The 18,180-nt window shown below is 75.6% G+C and carries 11 protein-coding genes; 5 read left to right on the forward strand and 6 right to left on the reverse strand.

What is annotated here, in order from left to right; genetic code table 11:
• Nucleotides 1-28: 28 nt before the first annotated feature.
• Nucleotides 29-1,108: a YlbL family protein gene (locus IEW07_RS05275; RefSeq protein ID WP_188535013.1), complete on the reverse strand. Its 1,080-nt coding sequence runs from the start codon at nt 1,106-1,108 to the stop codon at nt 29-31.
• A 219-nt stretch (nt 1,109-1,327) separates the two neighbouring features.
• Here IEW07_RS05275 and IEW07_RS05280 point away from each other — a divergent pair, with 219 nt between their 5' ends.
• Nucleotides 1,328-2,752, forward strand: a complete 1,425-nt coding sequence (locus IEW07_RS05280) for a zinc-dependent metalloprotease (protein WP_188535015.1) — start codon at nt 1,328-1,330, stop codon at nt 2,750-2,752.
• On the opposite strand, the gene IEW07_RS05285 is transcribed toward IEW07_RS05280, so the two are convergent.
• The gene (locus IEW07_RS05285) at nt 2,728-3,399 is read right to left on the reverse strand and encodes a M48 metallopeptidase family protein (protein WP_188535016.1); all 672 of its coding nucleotides are present in this window, start codon (nt 3,397-3,399) and stop codon (nt 2,728-2,730) included. The genes IEW07_RS05280 and IEW07_RS05285 overlap by 25 nt on opposite strands.
• Before the next feature lie 174 nt (nt 3,400-3,573).
• Between IEW07_RS05285 and IEW07_RS21410 the strand changes: the two genes are divergently transcribed.
• Nucleotides 3,574-4,419, forward strand: coding sequence for a ThiF family adenylyltransferase (locus IEW07_RS21410; RefSeq protein ID WP_188535018.1), 846 nt, complete (start codon nt 3,574-3,576; stop codon nt 4,417-4,419).
• On the opposite strand, the gene IEW07_RS05295 is transcribed toward IEW07_RS21410, so the two are convergent.
• Together IEW07_RS05295 and nudC are read right to left on the reverse strand one after the other, a co-directional pair.
• Complete coding sequence (locus IEW07_RS05295; protein ID WP_371870213.1) at nt 4,410-6,248, reverse strand: ATP-dependent helicase; 1,839 nt, start codon at nt 6,246-6,248, stop codon at nt 4,410-4,412. The genes IEW07_RS21410 and IEW07_RS05295 overlap by 10 nt on opposite strands.
• A gap of 41 nt (nt 6,249-6,289) precedes the next feature.
• Nucleotides 6,290-7,432, reverse strand: coding sequence for an NAD(+) diphosphatase (gene nudC / locus IEW07_RS05300; RefSeq protein WP_188535021.1), 1,143 nt, complete (start codon nt 7,430-7,432; stop codon nt 6,290-6,292).
• Between the two features lie 100 nt (nt 7,433-7,532).
• Between nudC and IEW07_RS05305 the strand changes: the two genes are divergently transcribed.
• From IEW07_RS05305 to IEW07_RS05315, 3 genes are all read left to right on the forward strand, one after another.
• Nucleotides 7,533-8,621 carry a phosphotransferase gene (locus IEW07_RS05305; protein ID WP_229741589.1) on the forward strand — a complete coding sequence of 363 codons (1,089 nt, stop codon included), beginning with the start codon at nt 7,533-7,535 and terminating at the stop codon, nt 8,619-8,621.
• Between the two features lie 393 nt (nt 8,622-9,014).
• Entirely contained in the window at nt 9,015-9,686 is a 672-nt protein-coding gene (locus tag IEW07_RS05310; RefSeq protein WP_188535023.1) for a ferritin family protein, read from the forward strand.
• Nucleotides 9,687-9,785: 99 nt separating this feature from the next.
• On the forward strand, nt 9,786-10,982 hold the full coding sequence (locus IEW07_RS05315; protein WP_229741590.1) for an NAD(P)/FAD-dependent oxidoreductase: 1,197 nt from the start codon (nt 9,786-9,788) through the stop codon (nt 10,980-10,982).
• A 62-nt stretch (nt 10,983-11,044) separates the two neighbouring features.
• Here the strand turns inward: IEW07_RS05315 and IEW07_RS05320 are convergent, their stop codons facing one another.
• Both IEW07_RS05320 and IEW07_RS05325 read right to left on the reverse strand, forming a co-directional pair.
• Complete coding sequence (locus IEW07_RS05320) at nt 11,045-14,539, reverse strand: ATP-dependent helicase (RefSeq protein ID WP_188535024.1); 3,495 nt, start codon at nt 14,537-14,539, stop codon at nt 11,045-11,047.
• Nucleotides 14,540-14,603: 64 nt separating this feature from the next.
• Complete coding sequence (locus IEW07_RS05325) at nt 14,604-18,101, reverse strand: ATP-dependent helicase (RefSeq protein ID WP_188535027.1); 3,498 nt, start codon at nt 18,099-18,101, stop codon at nt 14,604-14,606.
• Nucleotides 18,102-18,180: the final 79 nt, after the last annotated feature.

Below are 18,180 nucleotides of genomic sequence, written 5' to 3' on the forward strand. Positions count from 1 at the left end.
GGGGGTGCAATCGACGCGGCGGCGCGGCTCACCGCGGCTCGCAGCCGGGCAGCGCGGACAGGTCGCCGCCGCGGCCCACGGCCTCGGCGGCGGCCACGGCGTCGTCGAGGGTCGACACGGACACGACCGTGAGCCCCTCGGGGACGTGGCCCTGCGCCTCCGCGCAGTTGCCCTGCGGCACGAGGAAGACCTCCGCGCCGGCGGCGGCCGCGCCCTGGAGCTTCTGCCGGATCCCGCCGATGGGCCCCACCTCCCCCTCGGGGGTGATGGTGCCCGTGCCGGCCACGTGCCGGTCGCCGGCGAGCGAGCCGGGGGTGAGCTCGTCGATGATCCCGAGGGCGAACATCATGCCCGCGCTCGGGCCGCCGACCTGGTCGAGCTCGAAGTCCACGTCGACCGGGAAGTCGTAGGTGGGCAGGAGGAAGACGCCGAGCTGGCGGTGCCCCGACGCCTCGTCCAGGACGGTGTCCACGGGCACCTCCCGCACCGCTCCGTCGCGCTCGACCTCGAGGACGACGCCCGCGTCGCCGGCCTCGTCCAGGCCCGACTTCAGCCCCGCCAGCGAGGCGATCTGCGCCCCGTCCACGGTGAGCAGGACGTCCTCGTCCTCGAGCACCCCGTGGGAGGGACCGTCCGGGACCGTGCCGTGCACCACGAGGCGCATGCCGTAGTCAATGTCCAGGTGGGACAGGGCCGCGGCGATGGAGTTCTCCTGCGAGGAGTCCATGGCCACCGTGTTGGACTGGTCCACGTCCTCGGCCGAGACGTCGCGCGGGTACAGGGCGTCCGCCGGGAGGACGGTGTCCGACGGGTCCAGCCAGGCGCCGAGGACGCTCAGGGCGTTGACGTCGCTGTTCGGCCCGCCCGAGACGTAGACGGTGGTCAGGTCCAGGACGGAGTCGCTCGGGTAGGTCTGCGCCCCCGAGACGCCCAGCAGCTCCTGCCCGTCGTGCTCCCCCACCGTGTTGAACGTGGGGCCCGGCGCCTCGATGACGAACGGCGCGGGCAGCAGCGCGCCCGCCAGCAGCAGGCCCGCCGAGCCCAGCAGCGACCACGACTCCAGGCTCCGTCGGCGGCCGGTGGGGCGCGGGCGGGGGGAAACGGTCACGGGCGGTCCTCGACGGTCGGTGGCGGGTGGACCGCGCTCCCCCTGGGGCGCCCGGTCCGGGCGCCCCAGTCTATCCCGCGGGCCGGGGGCCTGAGCTCCCAGCGAACTGGGAGTTGCCCCGTGGTCCGCCCCGCGCAGGGCTCGCTACGCTGGGACCAGAGACGTCCGGCGCGCCCGTGCCGCCGGTCCCCAGCTCCCGATCAGACGAACGGTGGACCCATGACCTCCCAGCCCCCCAACGACCGCCCCGGGGACGAGCCCGACGACGGCAAGGACCCGTTCCAGGAGATGCTCGAGCGCCTCCTGGGCCAGAGCGGGATGAGCCCCGAGGACCTCCAGCGCGCGGGCATGCCCGCGGACCCGCAGGCCATGCAGATGATGTTCCAGCAGATCCAGTCCATGATGAGCGGCGCCGGCGCCTCCGAGGGCCCGGTCAACTGGACCCTCGCCCACGACCACGCCCGCCGCATCGCGGCCGCGGACGGCGACCCCTCCGTCACGCCCGCCGAGCGCGGGGCCGTGGAGGACGCCATGAAGCTCGCGGAGCTGTGGCTCACCGGCCACACCGAGTTCGACCAGACCGCGGTCCGTCCCGAGGCCTGGTCCCGCGCCGAGTGGATCGAGGCCACGCTGGGGACGTGGAAGGAGATGACGGGCCCGGTCGCGGAGTCGGTCACCGCGGCCCTCACCGACGCCCTCACCCAGCAGCTGCCCGCCGAGCTGTCCGCCATGATGGGCGGGGCCTCCGGCATGCTCGCCGGCGCCGGCGGCATGCTGTTCGGGATGCAGCTGGGGCAGGCGGTCGGCGGGCTCTCCCGCGAGGTGCTGTGCTCGACCGACATCGGCCTCCCCCTCGCGGAGGGCCGCTCCGCGCTGCTGCCCGCCGGCATCAGGTCCTTCGCCGAGGGCCTGGACATCCCCGTCCAGGAGATGATGCTCTACCTGGCCGTGCGCGAGGCCGCCCACGTCCGCCTCTTCGCGGCGAACCCGTGGCTCCGGGGGCACATCCTCGACCTCGTCAAGCGCTTCTCCGCGGGCATCCACATCGACATGGCCCGCATCGAGGAGGCCGCCCGCGACCTCGACCCCATGGACCCGGCGAGCATGCAGGAGGCCCTGTCCTCCGGGATCTTCGCGCCCCAGCAGACCCCGGACCAGCAGGCCACCCTCAAGCGGCTCGAGACGGTGCTCGCGCTCGTGGAGGGCTGGGTGCACGTGGTCACGGCCGACTCCACGGCCAACCTGCCCTCCGCCGGGGCGCTCGCCGAGACGGTGCGCCGCCGCCGCGCCTCCGGGGGTCCGGCCGAGCACGCGTTCGGCTCCCTCGTCGGTCTCGAGCTGCGCCCGCGCCGGCTCCGCGAGGCCGCGCAGTTCTGGCAGGTCGTCGGCGAGCGCCGCGGCCTGCAGGACCGGGACGCGATGTGGGACTCCCCCGAGCTGCTGCCCACGGACCAGGACCTCGACGACCCTGCCGGGTTCTCCGAGCGCCGCGGCCTGCTGACCGCGTCCGCGGACGAGGTCGACGCCGCGCTCCAGAAGCTGCTCGCCGGCGGCTACGAGGAGCCCGGCGCCGAGGGCACCGACGGCTCCGGTCCCGACCGGCCCCGCGACGACGGCCCTCAGGAGGGCGACGGCCCCCGCTGATCACCGGCGTCGGGGCCCGGGACTCCGGCGCCCCGGCCGGTTCCCGCGCCGGCTTCCTCCCCGGCGCCCGCGCTGGTTTCCTCCCCGGCGCCCTCGTCGATGCCGGCCGACGGCGCGGCGGGGTGCCGGTGGGCCCAGGCCGCGCCGTCGAGGAACGCCCGTGCGCGCTCCGCGTGCGGGCAGCGTCCCTCGAGCTCCCGGAACCGGGGGCTGTGGTCCGCCTCGAGCAGGTGCGCCAGCTCGTGCACGAGCACGAAGTCGAGCACCCAGTCCGGGGCGTCCTGGAGGTGGGCCGAGACCCGGATGACGCCCGTGGCCGGGGTCGCGGACCCCCAGCGGGAGTTCTGCCGCGCCGACCACCTGACGTCGGACGGTTCCGCGCGGCCCTCCAGGTGGCGGCGGGACAGCTCCCGGGCACGCTCGAGGAGGCGGTCGTCCGAGCGGCGGGCCGCCCCCCGGGCAGCCTCGCGGCGGCGGCGCTCCACGACCCGCGGCACGAGCTCCCGGGTCCAGTGGTCGATCTCCCGGCGGGTGGCCGACTGGGGGACGGAGAGCACGACGGTGTCCTCGCTCCAGTGGGCGGAGACGGTCTTGCGGCGGCGTGCGGATCGGCGCACGACGACCTCGGGCTGCGACGGTACGGGCATGGGGTCATTGAACACGGCCCCGGCCGGACCGGCGAATCCGGGCCGGGCCTCCGCACGGCCGGCGATGTGGACACCGTCCCGTCCGGACAGTGCACAGCACCGCCGGCGCCGCAGCCGGCCGGTGCCCGGCGGCACACTGGCAGGGCCAGGTCCCCCAGTCCCGCGAGGTGCGCCGTGCCGTCCGACTCCTCCTCTCCTCCCCCGCCCCACCACGGCTTCGACCACCCCTCGCTGCACTGCGTGGACCGCCCGCACGCCGAGGAGGTGCACGTCCTGCTCCTGGGCCTCGACGGCATCGCGGCGTCGCTGGCCGTGCACCTGCTGCGCTGCGGCGTGCTCTCGCTCAACGTCAACGACCCGGACCCCGTGGCCGAGGCCGACGTCGTCCCGGGCGTCTACCGCCGCACCGACGTCGGGCGCCCGCGGGAGACCGTGCTGCGCCGGCGGCTGCGCGAGCTCGACCCCCGCTGCGCCCCGGTGAGCGGGCCCGGGCTGTTCCCGGGGACGCTGCTGCCGGCGACCGTCGTGGTGCGCAGCGTCCGGCACGGCGCCCTCTCCCGGCCGGGGCCCCGTGGGGGCGCGGTGCCGCTGCCGGACGATCCGTGGGGCGCGTGCGGCATCGACCCCCGGCACCCGCTCGTGTCCGTCCACCGGCTCGACGGCGTGGTCGTCCGCTGGCCCGTCGTCCCCTGGGCCCACCGGCCGTGTCCCGGCTGCCTGCGCGCCACTCTCGGGCGCCGGCGGCCCCCCGCGCGCGGCACGGGGCGCGCCAGGGTCCTGGATGACTGGGCGCGCCCGGCGTACGAGGCCGCGGTGGCGGCCCGGCTGGCCGTGGACGTCCTGGCGCTGGGCCTCGACGCGCTGTGGGTGGAGACCACCGGCCCGGCGGACGCGGAGGTCGCCGGCGAGGAGGACACGGGGCCCGGGTGGGCCGCCGTCCTGCACCCCCCGTTCCCGGGGTGCACCGAGTGGCTGGAGGTCGACCGCGGCCAGTGCCTGTGCGGTCTCGCTCAGGAGTGAGCCCGGGACCTCCGGGAACGGCCCCTGCTCGCGGGCGGCCGCGCCGGCTCGGCGTCGCGCAGCGCGTCGAGGAACCGGGAGGGCTTGCGCGTGGGCCGCCCGCCCGGGGTGCGCGACAGCGTCCAGGACAGCACGAGGTGCTCGCGGGCACGGGTGATGCCCACGTAGAGCAGCCGGCGCTCCTCGTCGACCTCGTCGGAGGTCTCGGCGAAGCTGATCGGCATGAGCCCCTCGCTGAGGCCCGCCAGGAACACGGCGTCCCACTCCAGGCCCTTGGCGGAGTGCAGCGAGGCGAGCGTCACACCGTTCATCACCGGCGCGTCCTGCTGGGCGACCCGCCGCTCGAGCTCCGCCACGAAGGCGGGCAGGCCGAAGTCCTCCCCGCGGGCGGCGAAGTCCGCGGCCATCCGGTCGGCCAGGGACACCAGGGACGCCAGGGACTCCCAGCGCTCGCGGACGGCGCCGGTGGAGCGCGGCGCGCGGTCGGAGTAGCCGAGGGAGGAGAGGATGTCCCGCACCAGGCGGGTGGGGTCGTCCGAGGCGTCGGCGGCCCGGGCCGCGGTGCGCAGCTGGACGACCCCCTGCTTGACCTCGGGCCGGTTGAAGAACCGCTCGGTGCCGCGCAGCTGGTAGCCGATCCCGGCCTCCGCGAGCGCCGTCTCGAACGCCTGCGACTGCCCGTTGGTGCGGAACAGGACGGCGATCTCGGCGGCGGGGACGCCCTCGTCGAGCAGGTCCTTGATCCGGGCGGCCGTGCCGGCGGCCTCGGCCTCGTCGTCCGCGTACTCGTTCCACGACGGCGGGGGGCCGTCCGGGCGCTGCGCCACCAGGCGCAGCGGCGGCGCCCACGCGCCGGGCGTCGAGTCCCGGCCGGGCCGGCGCGCGGCCAGCAGCCGGTTGGCGGTCTCCACGACCTGGGGGGTCGAGCGGTAGTCCCGCACCAGCTCGATCACCCGGCCGCCGGGGTGGCGTCGCGGGAACTCCAGCAGGTGCCGGGACGTGGCCCCGGTGAAGGAGTAGATCGTCTGGGAGGCGTCGCCCACCACGCACACGTCGTCGCGGCCCCCGAGCCACTGGTCGAGCAGGCGCTGCTGGAGCGGGGACACGTCCTGGTACTCGTCGACCACGAAGTGCCGGTACTGCTCGCGGACCGTCGCGGCGACCCGCTCGTCCTCCTCGAGCACGGCCACGGTCAGCAGCAGGACGTCCTCGAAGTCGATGAGGTGCCGGTCCGTCTTGAGCTCCTCGTAGGACTGGTAGAGCCGCTGCAGGGTGCGCACGTCGTAGCCCATCGGCATGTCCCGGTGGGCCGCCCTGGTGGGGTACGTGTCCGGGGTCAGCATCGAGACCTTCGCCCACTCGATCTCGGAGGCGAGGTCCCGCACGGCCGCGCGGTCGGTGGACAGGCGCATGTTCTGCGCCGCCTCGGTGATCAGCCGCGCCTTGTGCTCCACGAGCCCGGGCAGCGGGCCGCCGACGGCCTGCGGCCAGAAGTACTGCAGCTGCCGCAGGGCGGCGGCGTGGAAGGTGCGGGTCTGCACCCCGCCCGCCCCGAGCGCGCGCAGCCGGTTGCGCATCTCGTTGGCGGCGCGCGCGGTGAAGGTCAGCGCCAGCACCTTCTGGGGGACGTAGACGCCCGTGGCGATGCCGTAGGCGATGCGGTGGGTGATGGCCCGGGTCTTGCCGGTCCCGGCGCCGGCGAGCACGCACACGGGTCCCCGCAGGGTCGTGGCGACCTCGCGCTGCTCGGGGTCCAGGCCGGCGAGGATGCGCTCGTCGAGGGGCGCGTCCACGTCGAGGGGCGCGTCCACGTCGAGGGGCGCGTCCACGTCGAGGGTCGCGTCCGCGGAGAGCGCCGGCTCGGCAGCGCTCACCAGGTGGTCTCCGGCAGGTCCTCGCCGAGCCAGTGCTCGATGAGGGCGTGGGCGATCGAGACCCGTCCGGGGAGGGTCACGGACCCGGTGCGGGCGGCGGTGCGCAGCTCCGCGCGGGTGAACCAGCGCAGCTCGAGGATCTCCTGGCCGTCCGGGACGGCCGCGCCGGAGCGCACCACGGCGCGGCACCCGAGCATGAGGGAGCGCGGGAACGGCCAGGGCTGCGAGCCGAGGTAGTGCACGTCCCCGACCACGAGGCCCGCCTCCTCGGCGACCTCCCGGACCACGGCCTGCTCGAGGGACTCCCCGGGCTCGACGAAGCCCGCGAGCGTGGAGAACCGGTTGCCCCGCCACAGGGCCGAGCGGCCCAGCAGCAGCCGCTCCCGGGCGGGGTCGGGGTCGCCGTCGGTGACGGCCACGATGATGGCGGGGTCGGTGCGCGGGAAGTGCAGGGACTCGTCACGCGGGCACTGCCGGGCCCAGCCGGAGCGGATCACCTCGGTCGGCTCCCCGCAGCGCGGGCAGCGGGGGTGGTCGCGGTGCCAGAGCCCCACGGACTGGGCCGTGACCAGCAGGGCGGTGTCCGTGGGAGGCAGCACGGGGCCCAGGTCCCGCAGGCCGGCCCAGCGCAGGCCGTCCCCCGCGCCCGGATCGGACCGCTCGGCGGCGTGCCGGGCCACGGTGTCCAGCAGGGCCTCCAGCAGCGTGTCCGGGGAGTCCCCGGGGCGCACGGGATCCGGTCCGGCCGCGTTCTCGGCCGTGCCCGGGTCCGTATGCTCGGCGGCGTGCTCGGCGGCCGCCGGCACGGGGCGCAGCAGCACCCGGGGCCCGGGGGCGCCGCCGGCGCCGGGGAGCCGGCCGAGGTAGACCTCGGGCCGGCGCGGGTCCTCGGGCAGGGCCGGCAGGCCGGCGGCGGGCACCAGCACGAGGGCGTCCCCGACCACGGGGGCGAGCCCGCCGGACAGGACGAGCACGAGCGTGGCGGGGTCCTGGGCCGCGGCCGCGCGCACGTCCCGCAGCTCCCGCTCGACCGCGTCCCGGTCGAAGGCGGTCGCCGCGAACGGCAGCCGGGACAGCGGGAGCCGCTCGGAGCGGAGGCCGGTGGAGGGCTCGGGGAGGGGATCGGTGGAGGCGGGCACGAGTCCACTGTAGCGACCCGGGCGGACCCGTGGACCCGTCACGCGGGCGCCGTGGACGGGCGCGGCCGCCTCCCGCCGGGGCTCTTGTAGGGTGGACGACGTGAGCACGTCCCTGGAGCACCTGGCCGCCGTCGCCGCCGCAGGCGTGCCCGGAATCGCACCCGTGGCCGTCGGGCCCTCGCCCGACGACGACGCCGACTTCCGCTCCGCCGTGATCCTCGACGCCGAGGGCCGGCACTGGCGCGTGCGCTCCCCGCTGAGCCCCGAGGCGAGCGTGCGGCTGGAGACCGAGCACCTCGTCCTGCGCGCCTTCACCCCCGCCATCCGCTCGCGGCTGCCGTTCCTCGTGCCCACCGCCGTGGGCTCCGTCGAGCACGGGCACCTGCACGCGTTCGTGCACTCCCACATCGACGGCGTGCCGCTGAGCATCGACGCGCTCGCCAGGATGGCCGCGGACCCCGACCCGGACGACCTCCGGCACGTCCCCAGCGCCGATCCCCCGCCCACCCTGGCCGTCCAGCTGGGGCGGATCCTCGCCGCGATCCACGCGCTGCCGTGCTCGCTCGTGGAGGACGCCGACCTGCCCGGCTACACCGCGGAGCAGTGCCGGGAGCGCCGGCTCTCCGAGCTGCGGCGGGCCGAGGCCACCGGCCGGGTGCCGGAGGCGCTGCTGCGCCGCTGGGCGGCCATCCTCGAGGACCGGCAGGCATGGCGCTTCCCGACCCGCGTGGTGCACGGGGACCTGCAGGAGGACAACCTGGTGATCGCCCGCGGTCGCGTCCGGGGCGTGACCGGGTGGACGGACCTGCACGTGGGCGACCCCGCTGAGGACTTCGCGTGGCTGATCGGCGCCCGGGACACGTACCTCGCGGACACCGTGATCGAGGCCTACGCCGAGGCCTGCCGCACGGCCTCGTTCCGGGCGCCGGACCGGGAGCCGGACGCCCACCTGCTGGAGCGGGCGCGGCTGGACGCCGAGTTCGCGCTGGCCCAGTGGCTCATGCGCGGCCTCGACCGCGGGCTCGACTCCGTGGTCGCCGACGCCGAGGCCATGCTCGCGCGGCTCGAGAAGGACCTGGCCCGACGCGCCGCGGCGCCGACGGCCGCTCCGGCGCCGTCCCCCGCCGCCACGGCCCGGGACGGCGCCGGGGGCGCCGCCGCGGGCGGGAGTCCCGCCCCGGTGCACTGACCCGGCGCCCTGACCCCGTGCCCTGACCTGCCGTCTGCCGCGACCCTCCCGATCGCCGGGGGCGGCAGGAGCCTCCGGGTCCGGCGTTCCGCACAGCCGCCCACAGGCCGCCGCGGACCCCCGCGGACCCCCGCGGAAACGGGGAATGCGCATGGCGCCGCACGCGGCAGCACGCTTCGGGCCCGACCGTCAACCCCGCCTCCGGGGATCCGTCGAGGACGAACCCGAACGCCGGCGGACCGGCTGGTACGACACACCTCAACGCCGTCGATGCTCCCGTTCCGTGCCGACCCTTGGACATAAATACCCCCTGGGGTATTCTGTGACCAACGTCATCGCAGACCGTCGAACCAGGACTCCCCACCGGCCTGCTCACACGATGGAGAGCTGACCATGCACCAGAAACTGATCGTGCCCGTCGCGGCGGTGGTCCTCGCGATGTTCCTCAGCGCCTGCGCCGGCTCGACCCCGACGACCGGGGGCGCCACCGCATCAGGGACGCCCGTCCCGACGACGAGCTCCGCATCGCAGCCCGGACCACCGTCACCGTCAATGTCACCGTCCGCACCCGGTGCCGCCGAGCCGGCCCCGTCGGTGTCGACACCTGCCGCCCCGACCGACCCCCTGGCCGCGGCCGCCTGGGACGCCCTGATGTCCCCCGACGGCGAGTACAAGGCCTCGGCGGAGTACCAGGCGGTCATCGACGAGTTCGGCCCCGTCGAGCCGTACGTGAGCATCCAGGCCGCCGAGGAGCGGCACATCGACGCCCTGACCCGCCAGCTGGAGCGGCTCGGGGTCGAGGTCCCGCCGAACCCCTACACCGGCACGATCTCCGCACCTGCCGACCTCCAGGCCGCTGCCGACGCCTGGGCCGCCGAGGAGGTGGACAACGTCGCGCTCTACGACCGGCTGCTGGCCGAGGTCAGCGGGGACACCGCCCTGACCCGCGTCTTCACCAACCTGCGTCGCGCCTCCCAGGAGGTGCACCTGCCGGTTTTCGAAGCCGCCGCGGCCAACGGAGGCCAGCTCACCCGCGAGCAGATGGCAGGCCTGGGCCTGCGCTGACCGGGCGTGGTCCGGCGCGATCGGATGAACACCCCATGGAAGGGACCCCCCATGAACACCTCTGGTCCTTGCAGAACCTCGAAGGAAGGCATCACCGCGATGAGCATCCACCACAAGATCCTGGTCATCGGCGGCGGCAACGCCGGGTTGAGCGTGGCCGCTCGACTGCGCCGTGCCGGCCAGAGCGACATCGCTGTGCTCGAGCCCAGCGACAAGCACTACTACCAGCCCCTGTGGACCCTGGTCGGCGGGGGACGGGCCCCGCAGGAGGAGTCGGTGCGGGACCAGTCCTCGGTCATGCCCCAGGGGGTGGCATGGATCCGTGACGCGGCGGCCGGCATCGACCCGGAGGCCAATCTGGTCACCACGGCCTCCGGGGCGCAGATCCGCTACGACCACCTCGTCGTCTGCCCCGGGATCCAGCTGGACTGGCACAGGATCCCAGGCATGGCCGAGGCGGTCGAGTCCCCGGCGGCCTCCAGCAACTACCGGTACGACCTGGCGCCCAAGACCTGGGACCTGATCCGGGGGATGCGTTCGGGCACCGCGGTGTTCACCATGCCCTCCGGGCCGATCAAGTGCGCCGGGGCCCCGCAGAAGATCGCCTACCTCGCCGCGGACCACTGGCGGGAGCAGGGGGTGCTGGACGACATCCGCGTGGTGCTGGTGCTGCCGACTCCGGGGATGTTCGGGGTGAAGGTCTTCGCCGACGAGCTGGAGCGGGTCGTGGCCGGGTACGGGATCGAGGTCCGCACGAACAGCGAGCTGACCGCGGTGGATCCCGTCGCCCAGGAGGTGGTCATCACCGACGACCTGGCCGGCACGCACGAAACGCTGCACTACGACATGCTGCACACCGCTCCCCCGCAGTCGGCCCCGGACTGGCTGAGGGCGACACCGCTGGCCGACCCGGAGAATCCCGGCGGGTACGTCGAGGTGGACAAGCACACCCTGCAGCACACCCGCTACCCCAACGTCTTCGCGCTGGGCGATGCGGGCTCGACGCCGAACTCCAAGACCGGGGCCGCGATCCGCAAGCAGGCCCCGGTGCTGGTCGAGAACCTGCTGGCGGTGATGGACGGCCGGCCTGTCGCAGCCCGCTACAGCGGCTACGGGTCCTGCCCGCTGACCACGGCGCGCAACAAGATGCTGCTGGCCGAGTTCGACTACTCCATGCAGCCGGCCCCGAGCATCCCGCTGATCGACACCACCCGTGAGCGCCGGGACATGTGGTTGCTCAAGCGCTACGGGCTGCCGTTCCTGTACTGGCACTTCATCCTGTCCGGACGGGCCTGACGTGCCCGGAGGCTCTCCCCACGTCAGCATCCCACCGCTGTCGACGCCCTGACGGGGTGTGTCTAGGGGCGCAGCACCACCCGGTAGGCCTCCCGGACCACAGCCTCCAGCTCGTCCGCCCCGGCGAGGTCGTGCGGGCGCACCACCCGGTTCTCCGCCACGTAGTAGAACGCCGCGGTGACGTCCTCCAGCGGCACCCCGCGCAGCCGCGACCACGCGAGCCGGTAGACGGCCAGCTGCGCGGAGCGCTCCTGCAGCTCCTTCCCCGCCGGCGCCCGCCCCGTCTTCCAGTCCACCAGCTCCCACGTGCCGTCGGCGTTGCGGAAGACCGCGTCGACCCGCCCGCGCACGGTCACCCCGGCGATCGGCGTCTCGAGGGGGAACTCCACGGCGTAGGGCTGGCGGTCCGCCCACGGCCCGGAGCGGAACGTCTCGGCCAGCTCCGGGAGGTCGTAGGCCACGTCCACATACTCGTCCGCGGAGCCGGGCAGCTCCCCGACGTCGAAGATCGCCGAGCTGCCGTAGAACTGCTCGACCCACGCGTGGAACGTGGTGCCGCGGCGGGCGGCGGTGCCCGGTCGGCGCGGCATGGGCCGGCGCAGCCCGGAGACGACGTCCTCGGGGTCGCGGGAGAGCGCCACGAGGGTCGAGGCCGAGACGTGGGAGGGCATGGGCACGGTCCGCTCGGCGTGGGCCTCCTCGTGCCGGGCCAGGAGGATCCGTGCCTCCTCGGACCACCGGCGCGGGTCCGGCTCGCGCCCGTCGCGCTCGGCGACGCCGAGCAGGTCCTCGACGTCGAGGTCGGCGGTGTCCTCGAAGCCCCGCTGCAGGACGGCGCGGGCCGCCCGCTCCAGCATCGCCCGCCGCCCGGGGTGCGGGGGCGGGGTGGTGCGCACGGTGGTCCCCCCGTCCTCCCCCGTCACCGTCTCGGTGATCTCCGGCCCCTCGAGCGGGTCGTAGGGCCAGGGCGCGCTCAGCACCGTGGACGCGGCCGGGTTGCGGGCGCCCTCGGACACCTGCGCCCAGTCCCCCCGGCGGACGACCGGTGCCGGCCCCTCGGTCAGCGGCTCGAGCTCCGCCACGAACACGGAGGGCTCCTGGCCCTTGACTGCGGTCCCCCGGAAGACCGTGCAGGACAGCTCGAGCACGTCGCGCGCCCGGGTGACGGCCACGTAGGCCAGGCGGCGCTCCTCGTCCTCCGCGTGCTGCGCGGCCAGCTCCAGGAACTCCTTGTGCGAGTCCTCGAGCGCCTTGAGGTCGGTCGTGTCGACGGACCACTGCGGCAGGAACCGGGCGTCGCCCCGCAGCGGCCAGGGCAGCGTCCCGGTGTCCAGGGTCCACCGGGCGGCGTTGTCCGTCGGGAAGTTCTTCGCGTTGAGCCCCGGGACGTACACGTGGTCCCACTCGAGCCCCTTGGACGAGTGGACGGTGACCAGCTGCACGGCGTCGCGCCGGGCGTGGTCGGGGCCGGGCTCGAGGCCGTTCTCCTCGGCGAGCGTGACGTCGAGCCAGGCGAGGAACGCGGAGACGTCGCCGGTCGCCGAGGACGAGACGAAGGTCTGCGCGGCCTCCTGGAAGGCGTCCAGGTTGCGCCGGGCGTGGTGGGAGGACCGGTGGGGGTGGGACGCGACCTCGATGTCGAGGCCCGTGACGGTCTCGATCTCATGCAGCAGGCTGGGCAGGTCGTCGGAGAGGTAGGACCGCAGGTGGTCCAGCTCGCCCCGCAGCCGCACCATCCGCTCCCGGGCCGCCTCCGAGAGGCTGCGCCCGTGGGCGGAGACCCAGCCGGGCCGCGGGAGGGTCTCCAGGGCCTCGATCAGGGAGGCGTGGTCCGACAGGTCCGGCTCGACCAGGGCGTCCTCCTCCGCCTCCTCCCGGGTGACCGGGCTCTCGAGGTCCTCCGCGCGACCGGCCCGGGCGGCCTCCGTGCGGCGGCGCTCCAGGTGGGCGGCCCAGTCGGACAGCGCCATGAGGTCCCGCGCCCCGATCCGCCACCGGGCGCCCGCCAGGAGCCGCACGAGCGCGTCGGAGCGGCCCGGGTCGTCGAGGACGCGCAGGGTCGCGACGACGTCGCCCACCTCCGGGGTGCTGAGCAGGCCGCCGAGCCCCACGACCTCGTAGGGGATGCCGCGGGCGGCCAGCTCGCGGCGGACCGGCTCGATCTGGGAGCGCTTGCGGCACAGCACCGCCATGGTGGGCATCTCCTCCTCCCGCCCGCCGCGGTGCTCCTCGCGGCGGGCCTGCACCTGCTCGGCGAGGGCGGCGGCCTCCTCGACGTCGGTCGCGTACCGGCTCAGCCGCACCTCGCCGGGACCTGCGCCCGGGCGGGGGCCCAGCGGGGGGACGGACACGGACGACGAGCCCCGGGCCCACTCCGGCAGGCTGCGCAGGGGGACGGCGAGGGTGTTGGCCACGTCGAGGATGCGGGTGGAGTTGCGCCACGCCGTGGTGAGGAAGCTGGGCTCCCCGTCCTGGCCCGCCGCCACCGGGAACGAGTCGTAGAAGCCGAACAGCTGGCCGGAGGAGGCGCCGCGGAAGCCGTAGATCGACTGCTGGGGATCGCCCACCGCCATGACGGAGTGCCCGTGCCCGAACAGGGCGGCGAAGAGCCGCAGCTGCGCGTGGGAGGTGTCCTGGAACTCGTCGAGCAGCACCACGCGGTGGCGCTCCCGCTCGGTGCGCCGGGCGACCGGGTCCTCCTCCGCGAGCCGCGCCGCGGCCGAGAGGAGGTCCCCGAAGTCCATGGCCTGCGCCTCGTCCTTGCGGCGGGAGAACTCCGCGACGAGCTCCGCGAGGACCCAGGCGGTGCGCTGGTTGTCCTCCACCTTCTTCAGCTGCGGTCCCAGGGTCTTCTTCCGGCGCGCGGGCGGGGTGGTGGCCAGCTCGCCGAGCAGGCCCGACGCGAACCGCTCGACGGCGGACGGGGGCACGAGGTGCTCCGCGCACGCCGACGCGAGGTCCAGGACGGCCTTCACCATGGTCGACTTGGCCGGCATGGCCTCGAGCAGCTCGCCGGTCCAGGCCTCCACCGTCAGGGCGGCCAGCTGCCAGGTCTGCGCCTGGCCCAGGAGCGTGGTGTCCGGCTCGATGCCGATCCGCAGCCCGTAGTTGCGCACGAGCGTGTTGGCGTAGGAGTGGTAGGTGCTGACCGTGGGGTCCTGCGGCGCCGACGGGACGTCGTCGTCCTCGTCCCCGGCCTCCGGGACGAGGCCCAGCGTCCGCAGCCGGTTCAGCCGGGCCCGCATCCGCTCCCCCAGCTCCCCGGCGGCCTTGCGGGTGAAGGTCACCCCGAGCACCTGGTCCGGGGCCACGACGCCGTTGGCCACGAGCCACCCGACGCGGTCGACCATGGTCGCGGTCTTGCCGGACCCGGCGCCCGCGACCACGAGCCGGGGCGTGAGGGGGGCCGAGATCACGGCGGACTGCTCGCGCGTGGGCAGGCGGGCGTCGCCCGGTTCGAGGGTATTGAGCAGTTCGGCGAGCTCCTCGGGGGTGTAGCGGGGCTCGACCCCGCCGTACGGGTGCTCGGGAGCCGGTGCGTGGGGGGTCTCGGTCATGCGCGCTCTCTCGGCCTCGTCGGAGGTGGGGGCAGGGGTGTCCGGTCCGGGTCCGGGGGCGCGCTCACGGCTCGCTCACCTGCCGGCCCTCGGCGCACAGGGGACAGATCTGGGGCAGCTTGCACCCGTGCCCGCCGAAGACGCCCTCCCCCTGGTCGTGGCGGGCCGTGAACCGCTCCCCCGCGACGAGCTCCGCCGCCCGCGTGATCAGCTCCCGCGCCCAGGTGGCGTCCGGGTCCAGGGGATCCTGCTGCTGGACGGACGGGGACCGGGTCGTGGTCCCCAGCTGGACGAGCAGGGCGCCGCCGGAGAGCTCCGTGACCGTCCCCTCGGGCAGCTCCAGCTCGGCCTCGTCCTCCCCCGCGACCATGGCAGAGCCCGCACCGGCGCTGAGGGCCACCTGGTAGGCGGCCAGCTGGGGGTGCTCCGCGATCTTCGACCCGACGGGCTGGTTCCGCCCCGTCTTCAGGTCCACCACGACGAAGCGGCCCTGGTCGTCCAGCTCCAGCCGGTCCACGCGTCCCCGCAGCAGGGCGTCGCGGGCGCGGCCCCGGACGAGCACGCTGAAGGAGCCCTCGACCGCGGCGAGCCGGCGGCCGTGCTTGTTGCGGGCGTCCACGACGTACTGGGCGAACTTGCCCAGCATCTGCCGGGCCCGCTCGAGCTGGACCTCGGCCTCCCACGTCTCCGGCAGGCCGAGGGTGGGCCAGCGCCGGTCGAGCTCGGCGACGAGCTCGGAGCCCGCGGCCTCGGGCATCTCCTCCGCGATCGCGTGGACGAGCGAGCCGAGGCTGCGGCTGAGGTCGGTGGCGGCCTCGGCGCGGGAGGCGGCCACGAACCAGTCGAGCGGGGACCGGTGGATCGTCTCGATCCGGGACGGTGACACGGGCACGGGGACGCCGTCGTCGAACACCGGGTCCGTGCTGGTCAGCTCGGCCGCCCCCCACCACGTGTCGGGGCGGGCGCCGGGCACGGGGCGCGGGGACTCCGCCATGCGGTGCAGCAGCCGGGCGGCCGCCTCCGAGCGCACCGGGTCCTCGTCGTGCAGCTGGACCCACTGCCGCAGCTCCGCCACGAGGGCGCGCAGCGTCATGGGCCTCGGGGCCTCGACCACGGCCCGGCTGCCGTCCCGGGAGCCCGGTGGGTCGACGAGGTCGAGGAACTCGGAGGGCTGCTCGTCCTCGTTGAGGGCCGCCGTCACCACGAGCGTCCCGCGGCTGCGGGAGACCGCCGCGGAGAAGGAGCGCAGCTCGTCGTGGCGCACCTCGCGCATCCGGGTCACCGGGGTGACCCGGGCGGCCTGCTCCGCGCCGAGATCGAGTGCGTCGGTGAGCAGGTCCGCGCCGAGCAGCTGCCCGCGCAGCCGGGTGTTGGGCCACACGCCCTCCTGGACCCCGGCGACGAAGACCACCGGCCACTGCCGGCCCGCGGCTGTGGCCGGGGTCATGATCTCGACCGTCTCGTCGGTGGGAGCCCGGGCCGCCAGGGTGTCCATGGGCAGGTCCTGGCTGTCGATGTAGTCCAGGAACTGGGCGGGGCCGGCTCCCGGGAGGTGGTCGACGTAGCGCTCGGCTGCCTCGAAGAGTCCCACCACGGCGTCGAGGTCGCGGTCGGCGCGCTCCCCGCCCGGCCCGCCCTCGAGGGCGCGGCGGCGCCACGTGTCGGCGATGCCGGCGGCCTCCCACAGCGCCCACAGGACGGTCTCCGCGGTGGCCCCCTCCTCCCGGAGCGCCCGCGTCCCGGCGGCGATCATCCGGGCCACCCGGCGGGCCGGCACGGACCGGACGCCGGCGGCGTCGAGGGCGCCCGGCACTGCGAGCGCCTCGACGAGCAGGTCGTCGCTGGTGCGACCGCCGCCGGCGGCGAGCTCCTCGGCCCGCAGTCGCTGGCGCAACCGCCGGACGTCCATCGGGGAGGCGTTGCCGATCCGGGAGGAGAGCAGGTCCAGGGCCGCCTGCACGGTGAGGAAGCCGAAGTGGTCGGTCTGCTCCCCCTCCTCTCTTCTCCCCTCGTCCCCGGCGCCGCGGATCCGTGCGGCCTCCGCCTCGGTGACGATCCTCAGGGCGTCCAGCAGGGGGCGCACCGCGGGCTCGTCCCGGACGGGGGTCTCGGCCGCGGAGGTGCTGACGGGGACGCCGAGGGCCGAGAGCTGGCGCTCGAAGCCCTCGAGGTAGCGGCCGTTGCGCACGACCACCGCCATGTCCGCGAGCGGGACGCCGTGCACGAGGTGGCGCTCGAGGACCTGGTGGGCGATCCACCGGGCCTCGTGCAGGGGGGAGGACAGCACCACGGTCAGCACCTCCCCCGCGCGCTCGCCGGCGGACGTGCCGGACCCGTCCGCCGGCTTCCCCGCGCCGTTCCCCCCGGGGGATGCCGCCCCGGCGCCGTCCTGTCCGGCGCTGTCCTGACCGGCGCTGTCCTGCCCGGCGCCGTCCCGCTCGCCCGGTGCCGGGACCGCCATCGCGCGGTGGCCGCGGGCCCCGCCCACGGCGGGGATCCGCTCGGCGATGCGTCCCCAGGCCTCCGCCACGGCCGCGGGCATGCGCAGGCTCGTGGTGAGGACGTGGCGCGCCAGGGGCCGGCCGGGCTCGGCGAGGCGGTCGTCGAGGGTGCGGAGCAGGTCCGGCCGGGCCCCGCGGAAGCCCTGGACCACGGTGTCGGGGCACGCGGTCACGACCGTGTCGCGGCCGCGGCACAGCACGGACAGCAGCCGGTGGATGGAGGGCGTCGCCTCCTGGAGGTCGTCGACGAGCACGAGCCCGAGCCGCTCCTGCTCGGCGCGGAGGAACTCCGGCTGCTCCTCGAGCAGGCGCGCGGCCTCGGAGACCAGCGCCGCGGGGTCGTAGGACTCCGGCATCCGCAGCCGGCGCACCGCCTGGTACTCGGCGCGCACGGCCGCGGCCGCGGTCCAGTCCGGGCGGTCCAGCCGGGCGGCGAGCGCGCGCAGGCCGGCCGGGCCGAGGTCGTACTCGGACATCCGGTCGAACACCTCGCGGACCTCCTGGCGGAAGCCCCGGGTGCCCAGCGCCTCCTGGAGGTCGGGCGGCCACACCACGACGGCGCCCTCCCCCGCGGCGTGCCCGGCCATGAGCTCCCCGATGAGCACGTCCTGCTCCGGCCCGGACAGCAGCTTGGGGGCCTGGGCGACGCCCTCCAGCAGCCCCTCGTTCTGGGCCCGGCGCAGCAGGTCGAACGCGTAGGACTGCCACGCGCGCACGGGCGGGGAGCTCATGGTGGCCGACACCGTGGCGGTGAGGTCGTCCCGCAGCCGTGCGGCGGAGAGGCGGGAGGGCGTGAGGACGAGCAGCCGGTCGGGGTCGAGGCCCTCGCGGATCCGGCGCGCGGCGAGCTCGACGAGCACGCGGGTGCGTCCTGTCCCGGGCCCGCCCACGACGAGCCGGGGACCGCAGCCGGCGGACAGCGAGACCACGTCCGCCTGCGCCTCCGTGGGCCGCCACGGGGCCCGCTGCGCCGCCGGGCCGCTCGGGGGCACGAGGGTCCACCGCACCGGACCGGCGCCGGTCTGCACGGTGAGGGGAACGCTGTGCTCGGTCTGCCGCATGATCCCATCCCATCACGGCACTCCGACGCGCTAACGGCGCCCCGCCCCGTGCTCCCGTGCGCCGCCCGCCCCACCCGGG

Source organism: Kocuria dechangensis (genome assembly GCF_014636775.1).
GTDB classification, from domain to species: Bacteria; Actinomycetota; Actinomycetes; order Actinomycetales; family Micrococcaceae; genus Kocuria; species Kocuria dechangensis.